Genomic DNA, 21,328 nt, shown 5'->3' with positions numbered 1-21,328 from the left:
GATGCTGAAGACCCTCACCCTTTATGACCGCGCCACCCACTGGATTTCAGCGCAGGACTGGCTGCTGCCGACGCTTGCACGGTTTCTATTTGCTGCCGTACTGTTGCAATATTTCTTTGCCTCTGGCCTCACCAAACTTGACGGGCTGGTGACGCTGAGCACCGGTGCCTATGTCCAGATTTTCCCCCGCGCGTTCGAGGCGGCGGGCTATGACGCGACAGCGCTTTCGCCGCTGCACGGGCTGGTGGCCTATGCGGGGACGATGGCGGAATTTGTGCTGCCGGCGCTGATCGTGATGGGGCTGTTCACGCGGCTTGCGGCCTTGGGGATGGTGGGGTTTGTAGTCCTGCAATCGCTCACGGATCTTTACGGTCACCAACAATGGAGCGCGCTGGGCCAGTGGTTTGACCGCCTGCCGGACGGGACCATTCTGGACCAGCGCGCGCTTTGGGTGCTGCTGTTGGTGGTGCTGGTGGTTAAGGGCGGCGGGCCGGTGGCGCTGGACCGTATTTTGCTGGCGCGCCGCCCCTGAGCATTACTGCGCGGCTTTGACCTCGGCTTGGGTCGTGTCATTCCAGCCGAGGAAAAGATCCTCCCCCGCGGCGATCAGCGGGCGTTTCATCAGCGCGGGATGGGCGGCCAAAAGTTCGAGCGGATCGGAGGCGCGTTCGGCATCGTCCAGACCACGCCATGTGGTGGAGCGCGTGTTCACCAGTGCTGCGCCAAAGCGGGCATGGGCGCGGGCCAGCACCTCGGCGGGGACACCGTCTTGGCGGACATCAACCAGCTGCGCGTCGGGCAGCGCTTTGATCGCCTTGCGGCAGGTATCGCAGTTTTTCAGACCGTAGATCAGCATTCTCGTCTCACTTTTTCGGGTTTCATATGTCCTAGGATAATCGTGCGCTGCAAAATTTCTTGATTTTCGCCACGGGCGAACAACCTTTTACCGCATGGGGCGGCGAAAGCAATTTTCGGGCCTGCGACAGCGAGTAATGAGGAGCGTTGAGATATGCCTACGGGTACAGTCAAATGGTTTAACACCACCAAAGGATACGGATTTATCGCGCCGGAGAGCGGCGGGTCGGATATTTTTGTCCATATTTCGGCAGTGGAACAGTCCGGTCTGACCGGTCTGGCGGACGATCAGAAAGTGTCGTTCGAGATGTCCGAGGGGCGCGACGGGCGTCAGATGGCGACGGAGCTGGAACTGCTGTAAAAAAATCCGATGCCCGAGGGGCACCGGATTTTCTGGTCGTTATTCGGGCATCAAACGGGGCTGCGGCTTAGCGGCAGCCCTTTTCGCCCGGCACGCAAGAATAGCTGGCGCGGCGCGGGTGATAGTGGCGGACCTTGTGCTTTTTCGGCGCGGGGTGCGACATCATCTGCTGGTAGCTGGTGGCCGTGTTCGGCGTACCGCAGCAGATCACGCCGGAGATCGTGACCGGCTGAAGCCCTGCGGGGCAGAAGTTGGCGGAGGACGGATAGGCGTAGATTTTAGGCTCTGCCGAGACCTGCGCGGGCAGCAAAACTGCGCCCATCAAACCCAATCCGGCGATCATTCCTGTTGTCAGACGCATCGTATCCCCCGTTCTTTTCAATTCTCTTTAATTTGCCCAGACTTAAGCGCCAAGTCTAGCTTTTTCGCCTTTTGGGGCTGGAGGCTGGCGGGATTGGCGGGGCGGGCTTTGCGCAGCCGTCGGGCCTCGGGTTACCCATGGGTAACTTAACCTATTGTTATTGTTTGTTTATTTTTTGTTATGGGTGCGTTCGTTGTGGGTAGCGAACGCGGAATGCGCGGGCGTTTCGCTGGGGATATATGAGGTAACCTAGACAGGAACCGCCGCGCCCGTACCGAGGGCAGGAAGCGTAGCGCCGACTCCGCGAAGGCAAGCCTTCGCTCTGTCGGTGACGCGGATGCTTTGCATCCGTTGACCCGCTCGGTGGGGGGAGTGAGGCACGGTCCGGCAAAGCCAGATTGAACAGTCCAGTGGACTGTTCAAAGGGCCGAACGCGGAATGCGCGAGCATTTCGCCGGGGATGTTTGAGGTTGCCTAAATCGGGACCGCCGCGCACGAACCAAGGGGCTGGTGCGAAGCGCCCGCCCCTTAGGAGCGGTTCGGGCGCTGCCAAACCAAAGATTGGGCATGGGTTCAGATCGCAATCTTGTCTACCAATTGGCCTTAAAAAGATAGATCGCCCGCGAATACATATATTGACTAAAAATTAATACCAGAGTCTTCCGATATTTGATCTTCAAGCGCTTTGATATTACTTGGGAGTACGTATAAATAGTCAATTAAGTACCCCAATAATTCAATTATACTTTTAGCCATTTCTGCGTCTGGTTCTTTAGTTTCATCGAAATGAGCGCCAAGATTACCACCTGATCTAATCGCGTCAGCTAGGCGCTTCAGGGGCTCCGCAAAATCCACATATTCTTCTACCTCTTTTATTAATTTATATAGACCTACGTTCCTGCTGGCTTCAGGAACCATATACTTAAAAATTCCCTCAAGGGTGCGCCTCCCAGATGTAGCAGCAGAACCGTAAATCCTCGCATTGAACGCTCTTACAGTGTCCTCGTAGGACCTTCGCAAAGGTTCGGGAACGCTCTCCGGCAACTCCGGCATGTCAACACTTTGCTGCAATGCAGGAAACATCCTTACTTCTAATAATTGAGGTTTCGGCTTCTCGAATGAGAATACAAAAACAAACTGCGTCGACTTATCACAACTTGGACAAATGCCAGATGCCGATCCTACGCGAGCCTCAGGATTAAGCTTGTAGTTAAGGGCAGCAAAACTCGCCCAATGTCCACAGTATGGGCAGGGTGTCTTTAGATGCGTTGGATAATCACAAGTTGTACCATCGACCCTCATCCGGCCAAATGCTTCAGTTCCTAAAGCAATAGAATTACTCACCCAATCACTCCAATAAACTCCCGCCATTCCCCCTTGCTCATGCCAGAGGTCTCCTGCGTGACGTCCTCACCTTTCACCATCCGGCGGATACACTCAAGAGCTGTATTGGACATAGTCGCACCACCTAGACGGTAATCTTCGAAGGCGCGGTAGGCGGCGGGGACCCAGTCGGCGACGATGTTGCAGATGGCATCGGCGTAGACGCGGATTTCGTATTGGGCGTGGGCATCGGCGCGCAGACGCAGGAAGTGGAACAGGTTGTGCAGGTCCACCTTCCAATACCATTGCGTGTAGATGTTCGACGGCAGGTTCATCCGCGCCAGCTCTCGTGCCAGACCGTCTTGGGGTTCGCCGTCGGGGCCGGTTTCGGCGATCATCGCCTCGTAGTTGTCATAGGCGCGGTTGCTGTCGGATTTGAGGGTCTCGAGCACGCGGGCGGCCTCGGGTCCTTCGAGCACGCCACCGCGGCCCTGATTGTTCACCACGCTTTGCGCGTTCACATGGGCGGGTTCGGGGATGTAGAATTCACGATCAAGGATCGAATAGCGGGCGGAGTATTCGTTGACGTTGGCGGTCCGGTGACGGATCCACTGGCGCGCGACAAAGACGGGCAGTTTGACGTGGAGCTTGATCTCGCACATCTCGAAGGGGGTAGAGTGCCAGTGGCGCATCAGGTAGCGGATCAGGCCTTCGTCGTTTTGGACCGATTTCGTGCCACGGCCATAGCTGACGCGGGCCGCCTGACAGATCGCTTCGTCGTTGCCCATATAGTCGATGACGCGCACAAAGCCGTGGTCGAGCACGGGAATGGCCTTGTAGAGATGCGCCTCCATGCCTTCGGAGACGGCGCGCAGGGTCTGTTTCGGCTCGGCCCGCAGGGCGTCGATTTCGGCTTGTTGGTCGGGGCTGATCGGCATGGGGGGCGTCCTGTCATATGGGCTTGGATTCGGAGTTTACTATATCCGGGGCAGCAATGCAGCAAGGCACAGGAACCGCCGTATGCGGTATTGTTTTTGGGATGCACTTTGCCGGCAAATGCACGGGCGCTGCGGTGTAGCGTTGACAGACGGGCGCGGGATTGGCGACTGTCGCGGCAATAAACAAGAAATTTTCGAGGCAGACAGTTATGAAATTCGGGACATCAGCGCTGGCGCTGTGCGCATTTATTGCAGCATGCGGCAACGGCACGCCGTTTAACGGCAAGGTAGACGTCGATACGGGCACGGACGGGAGCACGGGGGAAAGTGCGATCCCCGAAGCGCTGACCAATGACCTGAAGAGCTTTAGCTATGATCCGGCGTCGGAAACGCTGTCGATCACCGGCATCACCGCAGATGACAGCGCGTTCACTGCTGACTATCGCCGCCGCCCCGGTTTGGACCGCAATGGCTATGAGGCCTACACCGCGCAGGACGGGTCGCTGGACCGCCATGTCACCGCGTATGTCAAGGATATCGACGGCACCCGCGCGGCTATCGTGATGACGGGCGGCCAGTTCGAGCAGTTCTTTTCAGGCGCGGCCTATAGCAGCACATCCTATTCCGCGCCGGTCGCTGCGGGCACGCAATCCGAGGGCGGTTTGGTGACCTATGCGGGGAATTATGTGGGGCTTTTGAACGGACCCGGGTCTGATGAGGATCTATTGCCCGTGACGGGGGGAACGGCGTCTGATCCGCTATCGAAACAGGCCGCAGAGGTGACCGGCAAAGTGGTTCTGACCGGAGACTTTACCGACGCTGCGGTTGCAGGGATCATCTATGACCGCAAGGTTACCGACTATGACGCGGCTGGTGATTTTGACCCCAACTCGGCCGATCCGTTCAAAGCGAAGAATATTGCCCTCGACAGTACTGCTATCGCGGATGATGGCACGTTCTTTGGCACGGCGTCGCAGGAAAATGGTGCGGTTGGGGAATACGGCGGCATTTTTGGCGGCATTGGGGCGACCGAGGTGGCAGGGGTGATCCATGCCGAAAACCACATTGAGATAGGGGGATCAGGCACACCCATCGAATATGGCGCGTTTGTGCTCAGGCAGTGCGGCCAGCCCGGTGAAGACCCGATCTGCGACCAGCCCGCCCGATAGCCCTCGTGCGTATCGCGGCCCTATCCCAGCAGGTGAGGAACGGCGCGTTGGCCTGCGGCTGCCTGCTGGCGGCTGCTCCTGTCCATGCAGAACCGTCGGTGGCGTTGACCCTCCCCGAAGCGCGGTCGCTGGCCGTGCATGCGTTGCAGGGGGATCGGCCTGCCCTCGCGTCGCAGATTGCGCAAGGTTTGCTGGTTGCTGACCCACGTTCGCCCTATGCGCATTACGTATTGGCGACGGCACATGCTGATATGGGCGACGCGACTGCGGGGCGAAGATCAGCGGCGCGGGCTTACCGCTATGCCGAGACGACGGTACAGAAGTTTCAAGCAGCAGAGCTGGCCGCACGCCTGACCTTTGCCGAAGGGCATCCGACACGCACACAGCTTTGGCTGCGGCGCGCGGTGCAAAATGCGCCCTCCCCCGAGATCGAAGAGCAGCTTGCACGGGATTATGCCCGTGTGCGGCGCGAAAACCCGTTTCGTTTTTCCATCAGCGGTGGCGTGAAGCCATCGAGCAACGTCAACAACGGGGCCGACACCGCACAGCAGGTCATCGACGGGCTGCCGTTAACGGGGCGGCTTAGTGGTGGTGCGCAGGCCTTGTCCGGCGTGGTGGGCACCGTTGACGCTGTCGCGGGCTATCGGTTGCGCAGCACAGACAGGGCACGCACAGACCTCGCTGCGCGGATTTTTGTGCAACGTATCGCGCTAGATAGCAAATCGCACCACCTTGCGCCTGAAGTACGCAACCGTGACTTCGGCGCGACTTATGCGGACGTTACATTGCGGCAGACCTATGCGGTTGGGGCACGAGGCAACACGGTTGATGTGACGGGATCGGTAGGTGAATACTGGTCCGGCGGCAACCGCAGCTATACATTCGCGCGGGTCGGACTAGGGCACCGTTGGCAGGTTTCAGCTGCGACGTCCGTCTCGTTCGGGGCCGCTATCGAAGAGCGTTTTAGCGACCGGGCGCATTTTTTCGATAGTAGCACTGCGTCGGTAAACGCGGGCGCGAACTACACGGTGGCAGGGGGCGACGGGATCGGGCTTTCGGTCAACCTGCGCAAGACCGAAAGCGATTTCATCAACTATGCGTCGACGGCGGCTTCGCTACGCCTGACCTATAGTTTTGCCGACCAGATTGGTCCGGCCATAGTGAGGGCGGGTCTGGTCTTGGGTAAAACCGACTATGACGACTATGTCGCGGTCTTTAGTGTGCCCGGCGGCAAACAAGATTACGCGACCTATGCAGATGTGAACGTCCTGCTGCCGGATGTGGATTACGCCGGCTTTGCCCCTAGCGTGAATTTTCGCGCCGGACGGACACGTTCAAACGTCAGCCGGTTTGAAACACGCGAGCTTTCTGTGTCGCTGGGGTTTCAGTCAAAATTCTGACACCCGCTGGCAACTGCTGCCAGCCGTGTTACTCTGCGTGTCAAAGATGAAAGCAAAGGAGCCGACCCCATGCCGATCAAATATTTGCACACGATGGTGCGCGTCAAAGATCTGGAGAAATCGCAAGCATTCTATGAGCTGCTGGGCCTGAAAGAGCGGCGCCGGATCGACAATGAGGACGGGCGGTTTTCGCTGATCTTCATGTGCCCTCCCGGGCAGGACGACGGCCATGCCGATGTCGAACTGACGTATAACTGGGACGGCGACGATGCGCTGCCGGACGACAGCCGCCATTTCGGGCATCTCGCCTATACCGTTGAGAATATCTACGAAACTTGCAAAATGCTGCAAGAGAACGGGATCACGATCAACCGGCCTCCGCGCGACGGGTATATGGCGTTTATCCGGTCTCCCGACAATGTGTCGGTTGAATTGCTGCAAGAAGGTGACCGGCTTGAGCCGCAGGAACCCTGGGCCAGCATGGAAAATACCGGCCACTGGTAGGCCGATGATCCGGACGGCTTTCCTTGCCACTGCGCTGGGCTTTGCACCTGCTACCCTATGGGCGGCGGAGTGCAGGCTGGCGCTGGTGCTGGCGATGGACGTGTCCAGTTCGGTCGATGCGGTCGAGGACCGTTTACAGCGTGGCGGGACCGCCGCCGCGCTGCTGTCCGACCCGGTGCGGCGGGCGTTTTTCGCCAGCGATCTGCCGGTGGCGCTGGCGGTCTATGAATGGTCGGGGCGCTATAACCAGAAAATGGTGCTGGACTGGCGGATGATTAACACGCCCGATGATCTGATGCGCGCGGCGGGCGTGGTGGCGGGCAGCGCGCGCAGTCATAATGATTTCCCCACGGCGATGGGCTATGCGCTGGGCTTTGGCGCGGCGGTGATGGCGCAGGCACCGCTTTGCTTATACAAGACAATTGATCTGGCGGGTGACGGGCAGAACAACGAAGGATTTGGCCCGCAGCTGGCCTATCAGTCGTTTGATTTTGACGATGTGACGGTGAACGGATTGGTGGTAAATGCCGCCGATTTCGAGGCCGAGACAGGGTTGATCGCCTTTTATAAACGCGAGGTTTTGCACGGGCCCGGCGCGTTTTTGGTGATCGCCAACGGGTTCGAGGATTTTGAGCGCGCCATGCGGATCAAGCTGGAACGCGAGCTGACGCCTCCTGCGATCGGCGGCCTGCCTGTGGCCGAGGACGCGGGATGATCCGCGCCGGTGCTGTGGCTGCTGTCGGCGCAACGCTTTGGGCGTCGGCGGGTTTGGCGGACTGTCGGCAGGCTTTGGCGCTGGGGCTGGATGTGTCGGGGTCCGTTGATGCACGAGAATATCACTTGCAATTGGATGGCGTCGCGGGGGCCTTGGACGACCCTTTGGTGCGCGCGGCGATCCTGTCGGCACCAGAGGCACCGGTGTCCCTGCTGGTCTATGAATGGAGCGGCCCGGCAGACCAGCGCGTGATCGCACCCTGGCGGTCGATCACGGATGGTGCCGCCTTGCAGGAGGTGATTGACAGGTTGCGCCAGGTTGAACGCGCGGCAGCGTCGCCCGGGACCGCGCTTGGCGTGGCGATGGCGGCGGGGGCGGCGTATCTTGCGCAGCAGCCCGACTGTTTAAAGCACACGTTGGATATTTCAGGCGACGGCATCTCTAACCTTGGGCCCCGCCCTCGCGATGTGAAACAGCAGTTGGCTGGCAAAAACGTGACCGTGAATGCGCTGGTTATTGAACCGGCGGGGAATGATGCGCCCCTGACGGCGTATTTCGCGGCAGAGGTGGTCACCGGCCCCGCAGGTTTTGCCCTGCCCGCCGCGGGGTTTGACACCTATCAATCGGCCATGACCACCAAGCTGCTGCGCGAACTGGCAGTGCTGTCGCTGGCGCAACTGGCCGAATAGCATGCCCTCCCGCCGCACCGTTTAGTAGATATAGCGGATCTGGTCTGTCCAGTATCGTTCCATCCGTTTAAGAGAGCGGGTGATGTCATCCATGCCGGATGCGCCCAGCGCACCCTTGTTCATCAACCCGCTGGCGTGGCGGCCAAAAAGGTCCGAGACGACGCCGCTGATGTGACGCCCCTTGCCGGTCAGCCGCACCCGTACCGAGCGGCGGTCGATCTGGCAGCGTTGGTGGTGCATATAGCCCATATCCACCAGTTTTTTCAGATTATAGCTGACGTTGCTGCCCTGATAATAGCCGCGGCTTTTCAGCTCTCCGGCGGTGACTTCATTGTCGCCGACATTGAACAGCAGCAGCGCCTGCACCGGATTGATCTCAATCACGCCGACACGTTCGAATTCGTCCTTGATCACGTCCAGCAGCAAGCGGTGCAATCGTTCCACCAGACCAAGTGCGTCCAGATAGCTTTGCATAAATCCAGCCTGAGACGGCGGAAGGGGGATGGGGTTTTGGATGCTCATATTCAACTCCGACATTGCGATTGGGGCGGAAGCTGAAGATAAAACTAAAATATATCGTTAAACTGGGCGGATGCCGGCGCAGCGCGGCCGACATCCGTGGGGCAAACTGCGCCTAAAGCGGGTTTGCAGCCAGATGAGTCTGGATGTCCGCGATCAGCGCGGCAAAGGATTCAGGCGCGGGGGATTGACCCGTAACCCATTGATAAATATCGTGATCATTTTCGCTTAGCATTTCGTCATAGAGCGACAGCGCGGCGTCATCCATCGCCGCAAGGCGGGTTGAGGCATAAGAAGGTAAAATGAGATCCATTTCCTTAATACCGCGCCGCATGGAGCGCATATGCAGACGTTTGACCTTGTGTTCGTGCAGCTCAGCCATGGGTGTTCCCTTTGAAAATCCGGCGTAGTTTCTTTTCGAGACGGCCCATTTGTTCCGCCCGTTTCAACATATCGGCGCGCATGTCGCGCAGTTCAATCAATGCTTCTTTGATGTTGTCATCCGAGGTCTGGGCATCATCGGGGGCGTCGATCCCGTCACCCTCGCCATTGATCAGCCACATCATCGACACGCCCAAAACGCCCGCGAGCGTCGCCAAGCGGTTGGCGCGGGGTTCGGACAGGTCGTCTTCCCAGCCGCGCAGGGTGGATTGTTTGATCCCCAAGCGCTTGGCAAGCGCGGCGTGCGTCATATCCGCATTCTCGCGCGCGGCAGCGACCCGGTCGCCAAAGGTTGCCACGTCGGATGCGTACCAGTCTTCGTTCTCGGCCATTGCGTCTCTCCTGTTTGGACCGATCTGGCTTGATCGGTGCGGGGGTGCGCCCTATGAGGGTGCTGCACACATATCAAACTGAGGCCGAAATGGAACTGCTGTCCAAGACCCTTGCGCGCGTAAAACCGTCGCCCACCATCGCCGTGACCCAAAAAGCAGCCGAGCTGAAGGCCGCAGGCAAGGATGTGATCGGGCTGGGTGCCGGAGAGCCGGATTTCGACACACCGCAGAACATTAAGGACGCAGGGATCGCCGCGATCACCGCGGGCAAGACCAAATACACCGCCGTTGACGGCATCCCAGAGCTGAAGCAGGCGATTTGCGCCAAGTTTAAGCGCGATAACGGGCTGGACTATACCCCGTCGCAGGTCAGCGTCGGCACGGGCGGCAAGCAGATCCTGTACAACGCGCTGATGGCCACCATGAACCCCGGCGAAGAGGTCGTGATCCCCGCGCCCTATTGGGTCAGCTACCCCGATATGGTGCTGTTGGCCGGTGGCACGCCGGTGATCGCGCCTGCCACGCTGGAGAACGACTTCAAGCTCACCCCTGAAGGGCTGGAAGAGGCGATCACGCCCAATACCAAATGGTTCATCTTCAACTCGCCCTCTAACCCCACGGGCGCGGGGTATAGCTGGGACGAACTGAAGGCGCTGACGGATGTGTTGATGCGGCACCCCCATGTCTGGGTGATGACCGACGATATGTATGAACATCTGGCCTATGATGATTTCAAGTTCTGCACGCCTGCGCAGGTGGAGCCCACGCTTTATGACCGTACGCTGACGGTCAACGGTGTGTCCAAAGCCTATGCCATGACCGGCTGGCGTATCGGCTATGCTGCGGGGCCGGAAAAGCTGATCGGCGCGATGCGCAAGGTACAGTCGCAATCCACGTCGAACCCCTGCACCGTCAGCCAGTGGGCCGCAGTAGAAGCGCTGAATGGCACGCAGGATTACATTGCAGAGAATAACAAGATGTTCACCCGCCGCCGCAATCTGGTGGTGGACATGCTGAACGAGATCGACGGCGTGATCTGTCCCAAACCCGAGGGCGCGTTCTATGTCTATCCGTCCATCGCAGGGCTGATCGGCAAGACCACCAAATCTGGCGTCACCATCACAGATGACGAAGTCTTTGCCACGGCCTTGCTGGAAGACACCGGCGTTGCCGTGGTGTTTGGCGCGGCTTTCGGGCTTAGCCCGAACTTCCGTATTAGCTATGCTACCTCGGATGAGGCACTGAAAGAGGCCTGCACGCGTTTGCAGAAATTCTGCGCCGCGTTAAGCTAAGCCGGACCCAAAAGGAGCCGCCATGTCGAGCGATCTGCCAGAGTATTACTTTCGCGTGCGCGAGAATGGCGCGGCTGTGTTTCGTGTGGACGCAGAAAACCGACAGCGCCGGATCGAGATGGACCAGATCGCCGTTGTGAATATCCGCAACGGCGAGATCAAGCCGCAGGGCGACCGTGTGCTGTCGGACGGTGATATCGAGCGTATCCGCCAGTGGATGAACGCGCGCGCACAGGTCCTGGCGCAGCGCGACATTGACGACATTCACCGCGCTGTGGATCACCTCAACCTGACCACGCAGTGGGTGCAGTCAAAGGCCACAGATGAACAGCTTGATGCCGTGACGGATGCGCTGCTTTTGGCGATGCATGATCTGCGCAGCACGCTGGTGCGCAAGAAAGCCGACCGGCTGCCCTAAGCTGCCGGTCGCGGGTGTCGTTAAGCGGCTGTGGGTGCGGTTGGCCCCAGCCGTTTCAGCACGCTGCCCCAGAAGCGTGCGTTCAGCAGGATTGCCGCCACCCCAAGGCCAAAGACCAGCCCGAGCCAGACCCCCACCCCTTCGAGGTCGAAGACAAAGCCCAGCAGATACGACGCTGGCATGCCCACTATCCAATAGCTAAAGCCAGCAAGGATCATCGGCACCGTGGTATCCTGCACCCCGCGCAGAATGCCCAAGGCCACGGCCTGCGCGCCATCGACAAGCTGGAACAGCGACGCCATCGCCAGCAGTGCCACGCCGATCGCAAGGATCTGTTCGCGGGCGGGTTCATCACGCTGCATGAACAGGTTGATCAGGGGTTCGGGCCATATCACGAAGACAAAGATCGTGAGCACCGCCACCAGCGCCGACATCACTGTCGCCATGATCGCACCACGCGCCAGATGCGCCGGATCGCGGCGGCCATAGGCATTACCCGCACGGATGGTTGCCACATTGCTGATGCCGAGGTGCACCATAAAGGTGATCGACGCCAGCTGCAGCGCAATGCCGTGGGCGGCGAGTGCCACCGTGCCCAACCACCCCATCATGACGGCGCTGGCAGCAAACAGCCCGACCTCGCTTAGGCCGGTGAATCCGATGGGCAGGCCCAGACGGAACACGCGGGCCAGCATCTCCCAATCGGGGCGCCAGAGACGGACAAACATCTGGTGTTGCGGCATTTTCCACAAAACATAGATCACCACGGCGACCAGCGACACGCTGTGCGAGGTGACAGAGGCAAGGGCCGCACCGCGCACGCCCAGTTCGGGCGCGCCCCAGTTGCCAAAGATGAACGCGTAGTTGGCCAACACATTCGCAACGCCTGCCAGCAGCGTGATCCACAGCACGACCTGAGTCCGCTCCAGCGCGGCAAGGTAGCTTTTGAGCACCATGACCATCAGCGCGGGGAAGATGCCCCAGCCTGCAATAAACAGATAGCCGTCCACCATATCGGCCAGCGCCTGATCCTGCCCCATCAGCGCCATGATGGGGCGCGACCAGATCATCAGCGGCAGCGCCAGCACGGCAAAGCCCATCGACAGCCACATGCCCATACGCGTGGCGCGGCGCAAGCCGATCTCGTCTCCTTCGGCGTCAAAGGCGGCGACCAGCGGCATCACGCCCCATGCAAAGCCCGAGCCAAAGATCAGCAGCACAAAGAAATAGGTGCTGGCGAGGGTCACAGCAGCAAGCGCTTCGACGCTGTACCAACCCGCCATAATCGTATCAGAGACCCCGATCGCGATCTGCCCCAGATGCCCGCCCACAAGCGGAAGCCCCATCACGGTGATGGCTCGGGCGTGGCCCGGATATGTCATGTGTTTTCTCATCCGCCTTTCCTACGCCGGAGCCGCCGCCAAGGAAAGGGCCGATGGCCTTGGGGTGGCGCTGCCAGACGGGCTTGCACGCTGACGCTGCGCGGGCCACAGTCCGGTCAACGGGGCCAAAGGGTCTGCCCGTGTTGAACCGTAGCGATTTGCCGCAGCCCATCGCCGGCGGGCAGCCAAGGTATCGGCGCGCAGGCCTTGCCCAGGACAGTGATGAAAGGAAGACGAGATGACCGCCCATTGGACCGAAACCACAGAGCTGAACGGCAACCCGTTCTTTATCCGCCACTGGGGAGACAAGGATGCCCCCAAACTGCTGATGTTGCACGGCTTTCCAGAATACTCCGGCGCGTGGAACGATCTGGCCCCGCTGCTGGCCGACCGGTTTCACTGCATCGCCCCCGACCAGCGCGGCTATGGTCAAAGTTGGCGACCCACAGAGGTAGAGCACTATAAAACCGCAAAGCTGGTGTCGGATATGGTGGCCCTGATCGGGGATGAACCGGTGATCTTGCTGGGCCATGACTGGGGGGCCTCTGTCGCCTATGCGCTGACCATCGGGCGGCCTGATCTGGTGTCGAAGCTGATCATCATGAACGGCGTCCACCCTGCCCCGTTCCAGCGCGAGCTTGCCAAGGGGGGCGCGCAGACGGACGCGTCGCAATACATCCATTTCCTGCGCCGCGACGGGTCCGAGGATATTCTGGCCGCCGATGATTTCGACAAGCTGATGGGGCTGTTTTCAGCGCATATGGATATGAGCTGGCTGCAAGGGGACACGCTGGCGGGGTACAAGGGCGCATGGCGTGATGCAGCGGGTTTGCGCGGGATGGTGAACTGGTACCGCGCCTCACCGCTGAGGCTGGGCGACGCAGGCGAGGCGATTGACGACGCGCTGAGCTTTGATCCTGCGCGGTTGCAGGTCCGCTGCCCGCACCTGTTGGTCTGGGGGACGGACGATACCGCGCTGCTGCCCGAAACGACCCGCGGGCTTGAGGAGTACGCCCCAGACCTGACCCGCGTCACCATCGACGGGGCCGACCACTGGCTGCACCACCAAAAACCAGAGGAAGTGGCCAAGGCGATCCTCGACTGGCTTTAGGCCGCGCCTGCCCCGCGGGCCGCGTCATTTGCGGGCGCGGCTGAACACCATCTTTTGCTGGTGCAGATCGGCAGGGTCGCCCATCCACGCATAGGCCAGCAGCGCCGGTTCGCGGTCCCCTACCGTGATCCGGTGCAGATGTTCCGGCGGGTTAAAGATCATCGAACCGGGCACATAGACGCCCTGATGGTTTTCCGACACCGCGCCGGACAGACACACGTAGCTTTCGGTGATCCCCTTATGGGCATGCGACGGATATGTGCAGCCCGGCGCAAAAAGCACGACACCCAGAATGATATCATGGCTGACGACCGGCCCCTGCGCCCCCGCCAGTTCGGCATAGGCATAGCTGTTGGTCAGCCCTTTGGGGACTTTCTCGTAGCCGTATTGCCAGCTTAGATCATGGGCTATCGCATCCAGCGCCCGCACCGCCGGTGCCAAAGCACCCTGTTTGCCTTCGTCAAGCGCGCGACGCAGATGCGCTGTCACGGGTTTTACGGCAGGCGGTTGCAAGCGCAGCTCTGCGTTGCCGCGCAGCAGCCGCGCAATGGCCTCGCGGGCTTTGCGCTGGTGGCTTTTGATCCGGTCGCTGCCCCCTGCGGGAAGATAGCGATATAGCTCGTCACATTCCTGCATCATATAGCGCCAGTCAGGCACGTCGCGCAGGGTGGTGGGCACAGTGGTGTCAAACGTCATAGTGGGCCTTCCGACGGTTTCGTGCACCATTGATACCAAAGGCACAGGCGCAGGAAACACCGCTTTGCGACGTCATCCGCCCTTCCCCCGACCATGGCGCTCTGGCATAGTGGCAGGCTCAACAAAAGCAACAGACAGGCAGGCCCCTACATGTCCGATCTTCTTTCCGGTGCGCAGACCAACGCCAAGGAATATGATGCCTCATCCATTCAGGTACTTGAGGATATGGAGCACGTGCGCCTACGCCCGGGCATGTACATCGGGGGCAAGGACGACCGCGCGCTGCACCATATGGTCGCGGAAATCATCGATAACTCGATGGATGAGGCGGTCGCGGGCCATGCCACCTGGATCGAACTGGAACTGCACGAGAACGGCCATGTCACCGTGCGCGACAACGGGCGTGGCATCCCCACCGATCCGCACCCCAAAGACCCCAGCAAATCCGCGCTTGAGATCATCTTTTGTACGCTGAATGCGGGCGGCAAATTCTCGGGCGATTCGTATGAAACCTCGGGCGGTTTGCACGGGGTCGGGTCATCGGTGGTCAACGCCCTGTCCGATCACCTGCGGGTCGAGGTCGCACGCAATCGCGAGCTTTTCGCGATGGAGTTTTCGCGCGGCATCCCCCAAGGCAAGCTCGAGAAAATCGGCGCGGCCCCGAACCGGCGCGGCACGGCTGTCACCTTCAACCCCGATCCCGACATCTTTGGCGCGCTCAAGCTCAAGCCTGCGCGCTTGTTCGCGATGGCACGGTCCAAGGCATATCTGTTTTCCGGCGTCGAAATTCGCTGGAAAACCGCCCAGACCGACGGCGACACCCCGCAAGAGGCGACGTTCCACTTTCCCGGCGGCCTGTCGGACTATCTGAATGAAACCCTGAAAGGATCGACGACCTACGCCGAACACCCTTTTGGCGGCACCGTCGACTTTCGCGAGAAGTTCAATGCGCCGGGCAAGGTCGAATGGTCGATCAACTGGACGCCGTCGCGCGACGGGTTCATCCAGTCGTATTGTAACACCATCCCCACCCCCGAAGGCGGCACCCACGAGGCCGGTTTCTGGTCCGCGATCCTGAAGGGCGTCAAAGCGTATGGCGAACTGGTCGGCAACAAAAAGGCTGCCACCATCACCCGCGACGACCTGATTACCGGCGGCTGTGCGCTGGTGTCGTGCTTTATCCGCGAGCCTGAATTCGTCGGCCAAACCAAGGACCGGCTGGCCACGGTGGACGCGCAGCGCATGGTGGAAAACGCCGTGCGCGACCACTTTGACAACTGGCTGGCAGCGGATACCAAATCTGCCGGTGCGATCCTTGATTTTCTGGTGCTGCGCGCCGAAGAACGCCTGCGCCGCCGTCAGGAAAAGGAAACCGCCCGCAAGACTGCCACCAAGAAGCTGCGCCTGCCCGGCAAGCTGACCGACTGTACATCAAAAACCCGCGAAGGCACCGAGCTGTTCATCGTGGAGGGCGACTCTGCTGGCGGCTCTGGCAAGGGCGCGCGCAACCGCGTGAACCAAGCGCTGCTGCCGCTGAAGGGCAAGATCTTGAACGTGTTGGGGGCGGCCTCGGGCAAGCTGAACACCAATGCCGAGATCAACGATCTGTGCGAAGCGTTGGGCGTGGGCATGGGCAGCAAATTCGTGCTGGACGACCTGCGCTACGACAAGATCATCATCATGACCGATGCGGACGTCGACGGTGCCCATATCGCGGCCCTGCTGATGACGTTCTTTTACACCCAGATGCGCCCGATGATCGACGCCGGCCACCTCTACCTTGCCTGCCCGCCGCTGTACCGTCTGACGCAAGGGGCAAAACGGGTCTATGTGTCTGACGACGCAGAGAAAGACATGTGGCTGGAAAAAGGTCTGGGCGGCAAAGGCAAGATCGACCTGCAACGCTTTAAGGGTCTGGGCGAGATGGACGCGAAGGACCTGAAAGAAACCACGATGGACCCCAACACCCGCAAGCTGATCCGCGTCACCGTCGACGAAGACATGCCCGGAGAGACCAGCGATCTGGTCGAGCGCCTGATGGGGAAGAAACCGGAGCTGCGGTATCAGTATATTCAGGAGAACGCCCAGTTTGTGGAGGAGCTGGATGTTTGACCTTAAGGATCACATTCCGACCTACCAAAAGCTGATGCGACCGGTTCTGAAATCTGCGGAAGGTGGCCCCCGAAAGATATCGGAAGTTGTGGAAGAAATCTCCAACTCATTGAACTTGTCGAGCGAGCAACGAGAACTTTTACTTCCCAGTGGCAAACAGACCGTAATTGCTAACCGCATACACTGGGCGAGGTCTTACCTAAAACAGGCTGGGCTTGTAAAAAACACCCAGCGGGGTTGGTTCGAGTTAACTGAAACTGGTTTTGCGGCGCTCAAAGACGCTAGCCGCGAAATAGACGTCAAATATCTGGAACAGTACGAAGCATTTCAAGAGTTTCGTCAGCGATCAAACAAGACCGATGACTTGGAGGTTTCTGATACAACTGCGGATAAAGACGAAACGCCGGACGAACAAATTGAGGATGCCCTCAAACGTTGGAACAAAACTCTTTCAAGCAGTTTATTGAAAGCCACACAAGAAGCCTCACCCGCGTTTTTTGAACAACTCATTGTCGAATTATTAATTGGCATGGGATACGGAGGTTCGTCAGAAAACGCCGGTCGTGCACTTGGGAAGTCAGGTGACAACGGTATTGATGGTGTAATTGATCAAGATCCTCTTGGCGTTGACCAGATATACATCCAAGCAAAGCGGTATGCTTCCGAAAATGTTGTTGGGTCTGGTGATATCAGAGATTTTTTTGGTGCGTTGAGCATCCATAAAGCAACCAAAGGTATATTTGTAACCACCTCAAAGTTCACCACTTCCGCCAAGGAAACCACAAAAGCATTAGGAGGCCGCATCGTGCTAATTGATGGTGAAAGGCTGGCAAACTTGATGATCACTTACGGAATCGGATGTCGCCAAAAATCAGTCGTTAGGCTGATGGAACTGGACGAAACCTTTTTTGACGAAGTTTGATTTTGAAAGCGACATAGGTACGGCGTCACGCCCGAGGCCCCTGCCTCGGATCGCGCCCCCCGTCCGGGGCTCCGCCCGTTCGACCCTGAAACCTTCCACCGGAAGGTTTCCGAGACGGGTCTCACCCCCAAAATACCCCTTGATCCCCCACCCGCTTTCACTCAACGTTTCTTTATGATCCGAGCCTTCATCCTCCTTATGTTTCTTGCCTCCTGCGGGCGGCCGTTGACGGAGAACGAGATGCTGTTCGCGGGCGATATCATGGGGGATACACTGAATTATCCCAAGGTGCGGCTGCATGACGGGTCGCCCTCGCGGGGGGTGACGATGACGCGCAAGGCGCGGCCGCGCACGACCTGTCGCGAACGTATTCTGCCGCCCGAAAAAGTGGGAGAGGTGATCACCACCAAACCCGCGGCGGTGGCGCTGTGGAACACGGTGCTGTTTGACGAGGACTGGTATCTGGACGATTATCTACCCGATTACCCCGACCGGATCGGGCTGATCGCGACGATGATCTTTGCGCATGAGCTGACCCATATCTGGCAATGGCAGAACCGCAAGACGACGGGCTACACCCCGCTGCGTGCGGCTTTTGAGCATGGCGGCAGGGCTGATCCGTACCTTTTTGATCTTGAAAGCGACCCGCAGTTTTTGGATTTCGCCTATGAGCAGCAAGGCTCCATTGTCGAGGAATTCGTCTGTTGCCGTGCGTTGGACCCGCAGGCCCCACGGACGCAACGGTTACACGCGCTGATCTCGCAGGTCATGCCTGTGGCCCCACTGCCCCAAAGCCGCGCCTCTGCTGTGCGGATGCCGTGGGACGGGGTCGAAGTGAACGGGATTTGTGGTTAACGCTGGATGCTTTCGAGATAAACCAGCAGACCGGCAAGGACGCGTGGCGTCGGCGTCAATTGTCCGTCGAGATCGACCGGCACCAGATCCAGCGCCATGCCCTCGCCAAAGTTCGGCATCACCCGTTTCAGGTGAGACCCGCCGAAATCATCATCAGGATCGCCATAGATATAGGCCAGCGTCTTGGTCTGCGGGAACCGTCCGCCGTTGTCGCGCGCCAGCAAGGTCAGGTCGCGTGGGTGCGGCTGCATGCCTTTGGCAGCCGCGCCGTCGCCTTGCGCGTTACGCCCGTGGCATTGCACGCAGTTCTGCGCGAAGAACGCGGCCCCTTCGGCACGGTCGGGGGCGTCGGGCATCGGCTTGGCGGGCATACAGGCGGCAAGGCCCAGCAAGAGCGTCACGCCGAGGGCTGTGGTGGTTTTTGTCATATGATCCTCCGGTAGGTCATTGGGATGCTTGCCCTTGGTACGGGTCTTCGCCATGATCCAGATCAAGTAATTGAATTAATTAGGGCATATCATGGCACATTATGCAATCGTGATGCTGTTGGCCGGGATCGGCATTCCCGTTCTGGCCGCGCTGAACGCCGGTCTCGGCAGCCGGATCGGGTCGCCTGCGGCGGCGGCAACGGTGCTGTTTGTGGTGGCTTTCACCGTCAGTCTGGTGGTGGCGATGCTGGTCGGGCGACAGGGGTTTGCGCAGATCCCCGCGGCCCCGAAACACCTGCTGCTGGCCGGTTTTCTAGTGGCCTTCTACATCTTGTCGATCACCTTTATCGCGCCGCATTTCGGCGTGGGCAACGCGGTGTTCTTTGTCTTGGTGGGGCAGCTGTTCAGCGCGGCGGCGATTGACCATTTCGGCCTGTTCGGTGCGCAGGTGTCGCCCTTGGGTGCCGCGCGCGCCGGCGGTATCGCGGTGATGTGCGCCGGCGTGTGGCTGACCCAGCAGGCCTGATAGCAGCGCGCTAAAGGTTGACCAACTGCCCCGCATCCAGCCGGATCTGACGGTCCATCCGCGCGGCCAGTTCAAGGTTATGGGTCGCGATCACCGCAGACAGCCCCGTGCCGCGCACCAGCGTCATCAGCGCCGCAAAGACCTGATCCGAGGTTGTCGGGTCAAGGTTGCCCGTCGGTTCATCCGCCAGCAGCAGGCGCGGCGCATTGGCCAGCGCACGGCAAAAGGCGACCCGTTGCTGTTCACCGCCCGACAGCGCCGCTGGCCGGTGGTCGGCACGGTGGCCGATACCGACCTCGTCCAGCAAGGACCGCGCACGGGTCTGGGCATCGGCTTGCGACACGCCATTGGCAAGCTGTGGCAGGACGATATTTTCCAGCGCCGAAAACTCGGGCAGCAGGTGGTGGAACTGATAGATGAACCCCACATCGCGCCGCCGCACGCCGGTGCGTTTGCGATCGGACTGCCCCGTCATATCGGTGCCCCCGATTTCAACTGTCCCCGCGTCGGGCGTATCCAGCAGCCCTGCGATATGCAGCAGCGTCGACTTGCCCGCGCCGGACGGGGCGACCAGCGCCACGACCTCGCCCGGGGCGACAGTCAGGTCGATCCCGCGCAGCACGTTGACTTCGTTCGGTTGGCCGGGGTTGTAGGATTTGCCAATCCCCGAGAGCCGCAAAACAGGATCATTCATAGCGCAGCGCCTCGACTGGGTTCATGCGCGCGGCACGGCGCGCAGGAAAGATGGTGACAACAAAGGACAGCCCGAGCGACAGGCCGATGGCCGACATCACGTCGCCGAACTGCAGCTTGGCCGGCAGGAAATAGATGCCGCGGATTGACGGGTCCCATGCGTTGCCGCCCGAAAGATAGTTCACCGCGGCAAATATCTGATCGACGTAAAGCGCAAACAGACAGCCCAGGATCACCCCCATCGCCGTGCCGATGATGCCGGTGAAGGCCCCGCAGATAAAGAACACGCGCAGGATCGACCCTTCGCTCAGGCCCATGGTGCGCAGAATACCGATGTCGCGGCCCTTGTTTTTGACCAGCATAATCAGCCCAGACACGATGTTCATCGCGGCGATCAGGACGAGGATGCTAAGGATCACGAACATCACGCGGTCTTCGATATCAAGCGCATTCAGAAACGACCCCGACGCATCACGCCATGTCCAGATCATGCCGCGATCCCCTGCCGCGGACAGCAGCGGGACGGTCAGATCATCCACGTTGTCCGGGTCTTCGACCATCACCTCAAGCTCGTCGGCGACGCCTTCGCGGTTAAAGAACGCCTGCGCCTCGGCCAGTGGCAGATAGGCGCGCGTACGGTCGATGTCATAGCGACCGGCGGTGAAAATATAGGTCACCTCATAGCCATTGACCCGTGGCGACGTGCCAAAGGCGGTTTTGACCCCGTTCGGAGAGATGATTTTGATCGTGTCACCCAAGCCGACCCGCAACGCCTGCGCCACGCCGGACCCGATGGCGATGCCCTGTTCGAAATCGGCCAGATCACCCTCGGCGGTTTCGGGGTTGGCGATGCGCGGGATATTCGCCAGATCGGCGGCATCAATGCCGAAAATTTCGATGCCCGCGTTGGCCTGCCCTTTGTTGGCCATCACCTGACCACGTACCAAGGGGGCCACCTGCGTCACCCCCGGCACTTGGGCCACGCTTTCAGCCATCTCGGTGTAGTTCGCAATCCCCGTCTGGGAGACCCCGTTATCGTCCACAGTCGCCATATTATAAACGGTCACATGGGCATTGGCCCCAAGGATCGTGTCGACGAATTCAGCACGAAAGCCCGAGCGTACGGCAAGCGTCGCGATCAGGGCAAAGACCGCCAAGGTGATCCCGATCAGGCTGATCCAGGTCATCACGCTGACGCCGCCTTCGGCGCGACGCGCCCGCAGGTAGCGCCAGGCGATCATCCATTCAAAAGCGGCAAAGGGCGGTGTCGAGGAAACTGGTTTGGC

At 59.8% G+C, this 21,328-nt stretch carries 26 protein-coding genes; 14 read left to right on the top strand and 12 right to left on the bottom strand.

Translation table 11 applies throughout. The annotated features are described in order from the left end of the window. Position 1: 1 nt before the first annotated feature. Positions 2–532: a DoxX family protein gene (locus ACVBAU_RS07005; RefSeq protein WP_448328698.1), complete on the top strand. Its 531-nt coding sequence runs from the start codon at positions 2–4 to the stop codon at positions 530–532. Between the two features lie 3 nt (positions 533–535). Here ACVBAU_RS07005 and ACVBAU_RS07000 read toward each other — a convergent pair whose 3' ends face one another. Then, positions 536–856, bottom strand: coding sequence for an arsenate reductase family protein (locus ACVBAU_RS07000; protein ID WP_448328696.1), 321 nt, complete (start codon positions 854–856; stop codon positions 536–538). 153 nt (positions 857–1,009) lie between these two features. On the opposite strand from ACVBAU_RS07000, the gene ACVBAU_RS06995 reads away from it, so the two are divergent. Beyond that, the gene (locus tag ACVBAU_RS06995) at positions 1,010–1,216 is read left to right on the top strand and encodes a cold-shock protein (RefSeq protein ID WP_093733269.1); all 207 of its coding nucleotides are present in this window, start codon (positions 1,010–1,012) and stop codon (positions 1,214–1,216) included. A 67-nt stretch (positions 1,217–1,283) separates the two neighbouring features. On the opposite strand, the gene ACVBAU_RS06990 is transcribed toward ACVBAU_RS06995, so the two are convergent. The 3 genes from ACVBAU_RS06990 to thyX form a co-directional block, all read right to left on the bottom strand. After that, positions 1,284–1,577, bottom strand: coding sequence for a hypothetical protein (locus ACVBAU_RS06990; protein ID WP_244148419.1), 294 nt, complete (start codon positions 1,575–1,577; stop codon positions 1,284–1,286). A 639-nt stretch (positions 1,578–2,216) separates the two neighbouring features. After that, the gene (locus ACVBAU_RS06985) at positions 2,217–2,948 is read right to left on the bottom strand and encodes a DUF4145 domain-containing protein (RefSeq protein ID WP_448328693.1); all 732 of its coding nucleotides are present in this window, start codon (positions 2,946–2,948) and stop codon (positions 2,217–2,219) included. Further along, positions 2,918–3,838 (bottom strand): FAD-dependent thymidylate synthase, encoded by a 921-nt coding sequence (thyX, locus tag ACVBAU_RS06980; protein WP_448328691.1) that lies wholly within the window; start codon positions 3,836–3,838, stop codon positions 2,918–2,920. The genes ACVBAU_RS06985 and thyX overlap by 31 nt, the downstream gene beginning before the upstream one ends. A gap of 209 nt (positions 3,839–4,047) precedes the next feature. On the opposite strand from thyX, the gene ACVBAU_RS06975 reads away from it, so the two are divergent. From ACVBAU_RS06975 to ACVBAU_RS06955, 5 genes are all read left to right on the top strand, one after another. Then, positions 4,048–5,007: a thymidylate synthase gene (locus ACVBAU_RS06975; RefSeq protein ID WP_448328690.1), complete on the top strand. Its 960-nt coding sequence runs from the start codon at positions 4,048–4,050 to the stop codon at positions 5,005–5,007. A 47-nt stretch (positions 5,008–5,054) separates the two neighbouring features. Then, positions 5,055–6,407, top strand: coding sequence for a tetratricopeptide repeat protein (locus tag ACVBAU_RS06970; protein WP_448328688.1), 1,353 nt, complete (start codon positions 5,055–5,057; stop codon positions 6,405–6,407). 69 nt (positions 6,408–6,476) lie between these two features. After that, positions 6,477–6,911, top strand: coding sequence for a VOC family protein (locus ACVBAU_RS06965; protein WP_005852400.1), 435 nt, complete (start codon positions 6,477–6,479; stop codon positions 6,909–6,911). 4 nt (positions 6,912–6,915) lie between these two features. Then, entirely contained in the window at positions 6,916–7,626 is a 711-nt protein-coding gene (locus ACVBAU_RS06960; protein WP_448328685.1) for a DUF1194 domain-containing protein, read from the top strand. Continuing rightward, positions 7,623–8,315, top strand: coding sequence for a DUF1194 domain-containing protein (locus ACVBAU_RS06955; protein WP_448328683.1), 693 nt, complete (start codon positions 7,623–7,625; stop codon positions 8,313–8,315). Before ACVBAU_RS06960 ends, ACVBAU_RS06955 begins: the two co-directional genes overlap by 4 nt. A 21-nt stretch (positions 8,316–8,336) precedes the next feature. Here the strand turns inward: ACVBAU_RS06955 and ACVBAU_RS06950 are convergent, their stop codons facing one another. The 3 genes from ACVBAU_RS06950 to ACVBAU_RS06940 all read right to left on the bottom strand — a co-directional run bounded on the left by ACVBAU_RS06950 (position 8,337) and on the right by ACVBAU_RS06940 (position 9,607). Continuing rightward, on the bottom strand, positions 8,337–8,837 hold the full coding sequence (locus tag ACVBAU_RS06950; RefSeq protein WP_138923835.1) for a MarR family winged helix-turn-helix transcriptional regulator: 501 nt from the start codon (positions 8,835–8,837) through the stop codon (positions 8,337–8,339). 112 nt (positions 8,838–8,949) lie between these two features. After that, positions 8,950–9,216 (bottom strand): succinate dehydrogenase assembly factor 2, encoded by a 267-nt coding sequence (locus ACVBAU_RS06945; protein WP_448328680.1) that lies wholly within the window; start codon positions 9,214–9,216, stop codon positions 8,950–8,952. Further along, positions 9,209–9,607, bottom strand: coding sequence for a helix-turn-helix domain-containing protein (locus ACVBAU_RS06940; RefSeq protein ID WP_138923837.1), 399 nt, complete (start codon positions 9,605–9,607; stop codon positions 9,209–9,211). The genes ACVBAU_RS06945 and ACVBAU_RS06940 overlap by 8 nt, the downstream gene beginning before the upstream one ends. Before the next feature lie 89 nt (positions 9,608–9,696). Here ACVBAU_RS06940 and ACVBAU_RS06935 point away from each other — a divergent pair, with 89 nt between their 5' ends. Both ACVBAU_RS06935 and ACVBAU_RS06930 read left to right on the top strand, forming a co-directional pair. Next, positions 9,697–10,899 carry a pyridoxal phosphate-dependent aminotransferase gene (locus ACVBAU_RS06935; RefSeq protein ID WP_448328921.1) on the top strand — a complete coding sequence of 401 codons (1,203 nt, stop codon included), beginning with the start codon at positions 9,697–9,699 and terminating at the stop codon, positions 10,897–10,899. Between the two features lie 22 nt (positions 10,900–10,921). Beyond that, on the top strand, positions 10,922–11,317 hold the full coding sequence (locus ACVBAU_RS06930) for a hypothetical protein (protein ID WP_093733281.1): 396 nt from the start codon (positions 10,922–10,924) through the stop codon (positions 11,315–11,317). A 20-nt stretch (positions 11,318–11,337) separates the two neighbouring features. Here the strand turns inward: ACVBAU_RS06930 and ACVBAU_RS06925 are convergent, their stop codons facing one another. After that, positions 11,338–12,711, bottom strand: a complete 1,374-nt coding sequence (locus ACVBAU_RS06925; RefSeq protein WP_448328678.1) for an MATE family efflux transporter — start codon at positions 12,709–12,711, stop codon at positions 11,338–11,340. Positions 12,712–12,937: 226 nt separating this feature from the next. On the opposite strand from ACVBAU_RS06925, the gene ACVBAU_RS06920 reads away from it, so the two are divergent. Beyond that, positions 12,938–13,810, top strand: a complete 873-nt coding sequence (locus tag ACVBAU_RS06920; RefSeq protein ID WP_448328676.1) for an alpha/beta fold hydrolase — start codon at positions 12,938–12,940, stop codon at positions 13,808–13,810. 24 nt (positions 13,811–13,834) lie between these two features. Here ACVBAU_RS06920 and ACVBAU_RS06915 read toward each other — a convergent pair whose 3' ends face one another. Beyond that, complete coding sequence (locus tag ACVBAU_RS06915; protein ID WP_138923840.1) at positions 13,835–14,506, bottom strand: dimethylsulfonioproprionate lyase family protein; 672 nt, start codon at positions 14,504–14,506, stop codon at positions 13,835–13,837. Positions 14,507–14,656: 150 nt separating this feature from the next. Between ACVBAU_RS06915 and ACVBAU_RS06910 the strand changes: the two genes are divergently transcribed. From ACVBAU_RS06910 to ACVBAU_RS06900, 3 genes are all read left to right on the top strand, one after another. Further along, on the top strand, positions 14,657–16,618 hold the full coding sequence (locus ACVBAU_RS06910) for a DNA gyrase/topoisomerase IV subunit B (protein ID WP_138923841.1): 1,962 nt from the start codon (positions 14,657–14,659) through the stop codon (positions 16,616–16,618). Further along, complete coding sequence (locus ACVBAU_RS06905) at positions 16,611–17,540, top strand: restriction endonuclease (protein ID WP_206338737.1); 930 nt, start codon at positions 16,611–16,613, stop codon at positions 17,538–17,540. The genes ACVBAU_RS06910 and ACVBAU_RS06905 overlap by 8 nt, the downstream gene beginning before the upstream one ends. Positions 17,541–17,714: 174 nt before the next feature. Continuing rightward, positions 17,715–18,395, top strand: coding sequence for a hypothetical protein (locus ACVBAU_RS06900; RefSeq protein WP_448328673.1), 681 nt, complete (start codon positions 17,715–17,717; stop codon positions 18,393–18,395). Here the strand turns inward: ACVBAU_RS06900 and ACVBAU_RS06895 are convergent. After that, a complete protein-coding gene (locus ACVBAU_RS06895; protein WP_171048920.1) occupies positions 18,392–18,877 on the bottom strand; it encodes a c-type cytochrome in 486 nt (161 codons plus the stop codon). The genes ACVBAU_RS06900 and ACVBAU_RS06895 overlap by 4 nt on opposite strands. Before the next feature lie 37 nt (positions 18,878–18,914). On the opposite strand from ACVBAU_RS06895, the gene ACVBAU_RS06890 reads away from it, so the two are divergent. Continuing rightward, a complete protein-coding gene (locus ACVBAU_RS06890) occupies positions 18,915–19,349 on the top strand; it encodes a DMT family transporter (protein WP_138923844.1) in 435 nt (144 codons plus the stop codon). A 10-nt stretch (positions 19,350–19,359) separates the two neighbouring features. On the opposite strand, the gene ACVBAU_RS06885 is transcribed toward ACVBAU_RS06890, so the two are convergent. After that, on the bottom strand, positions 19,360–20,043 hold the full coding sequence (locus ACVBAU_RS06885; RefSeq protein WP_138923845.1) for an ABC transporter ATP-binding protein: 684 nt from the start codon (positions 20,041–20,043) through the stop codon (positions 19,360–19,362). Then, a complete protein-coding gene (locus tag ACVBAU_RS06880) occupies positions 20,036–21,283 on the bottom strand; it encodes a lipoprotein-releasing ABC transporter permease subunit (protein WP_138925154.1) in 1,248 nt (415 codons plus the stop codon). The genes ACVBAU_RS06885 and ACVBAU_RS06880 overlap by 8 nt, the downstream gene beginning before the upstream one ends. Positions 21,284–21,328: the final 45 nt, after the last annotated feature.

This window comes from Sulfitobacter sp. M13 (assembly GCF_053474885.1).
This window is presented reverse-complemented; position numbering and strand designations above follow the sequence as displayed.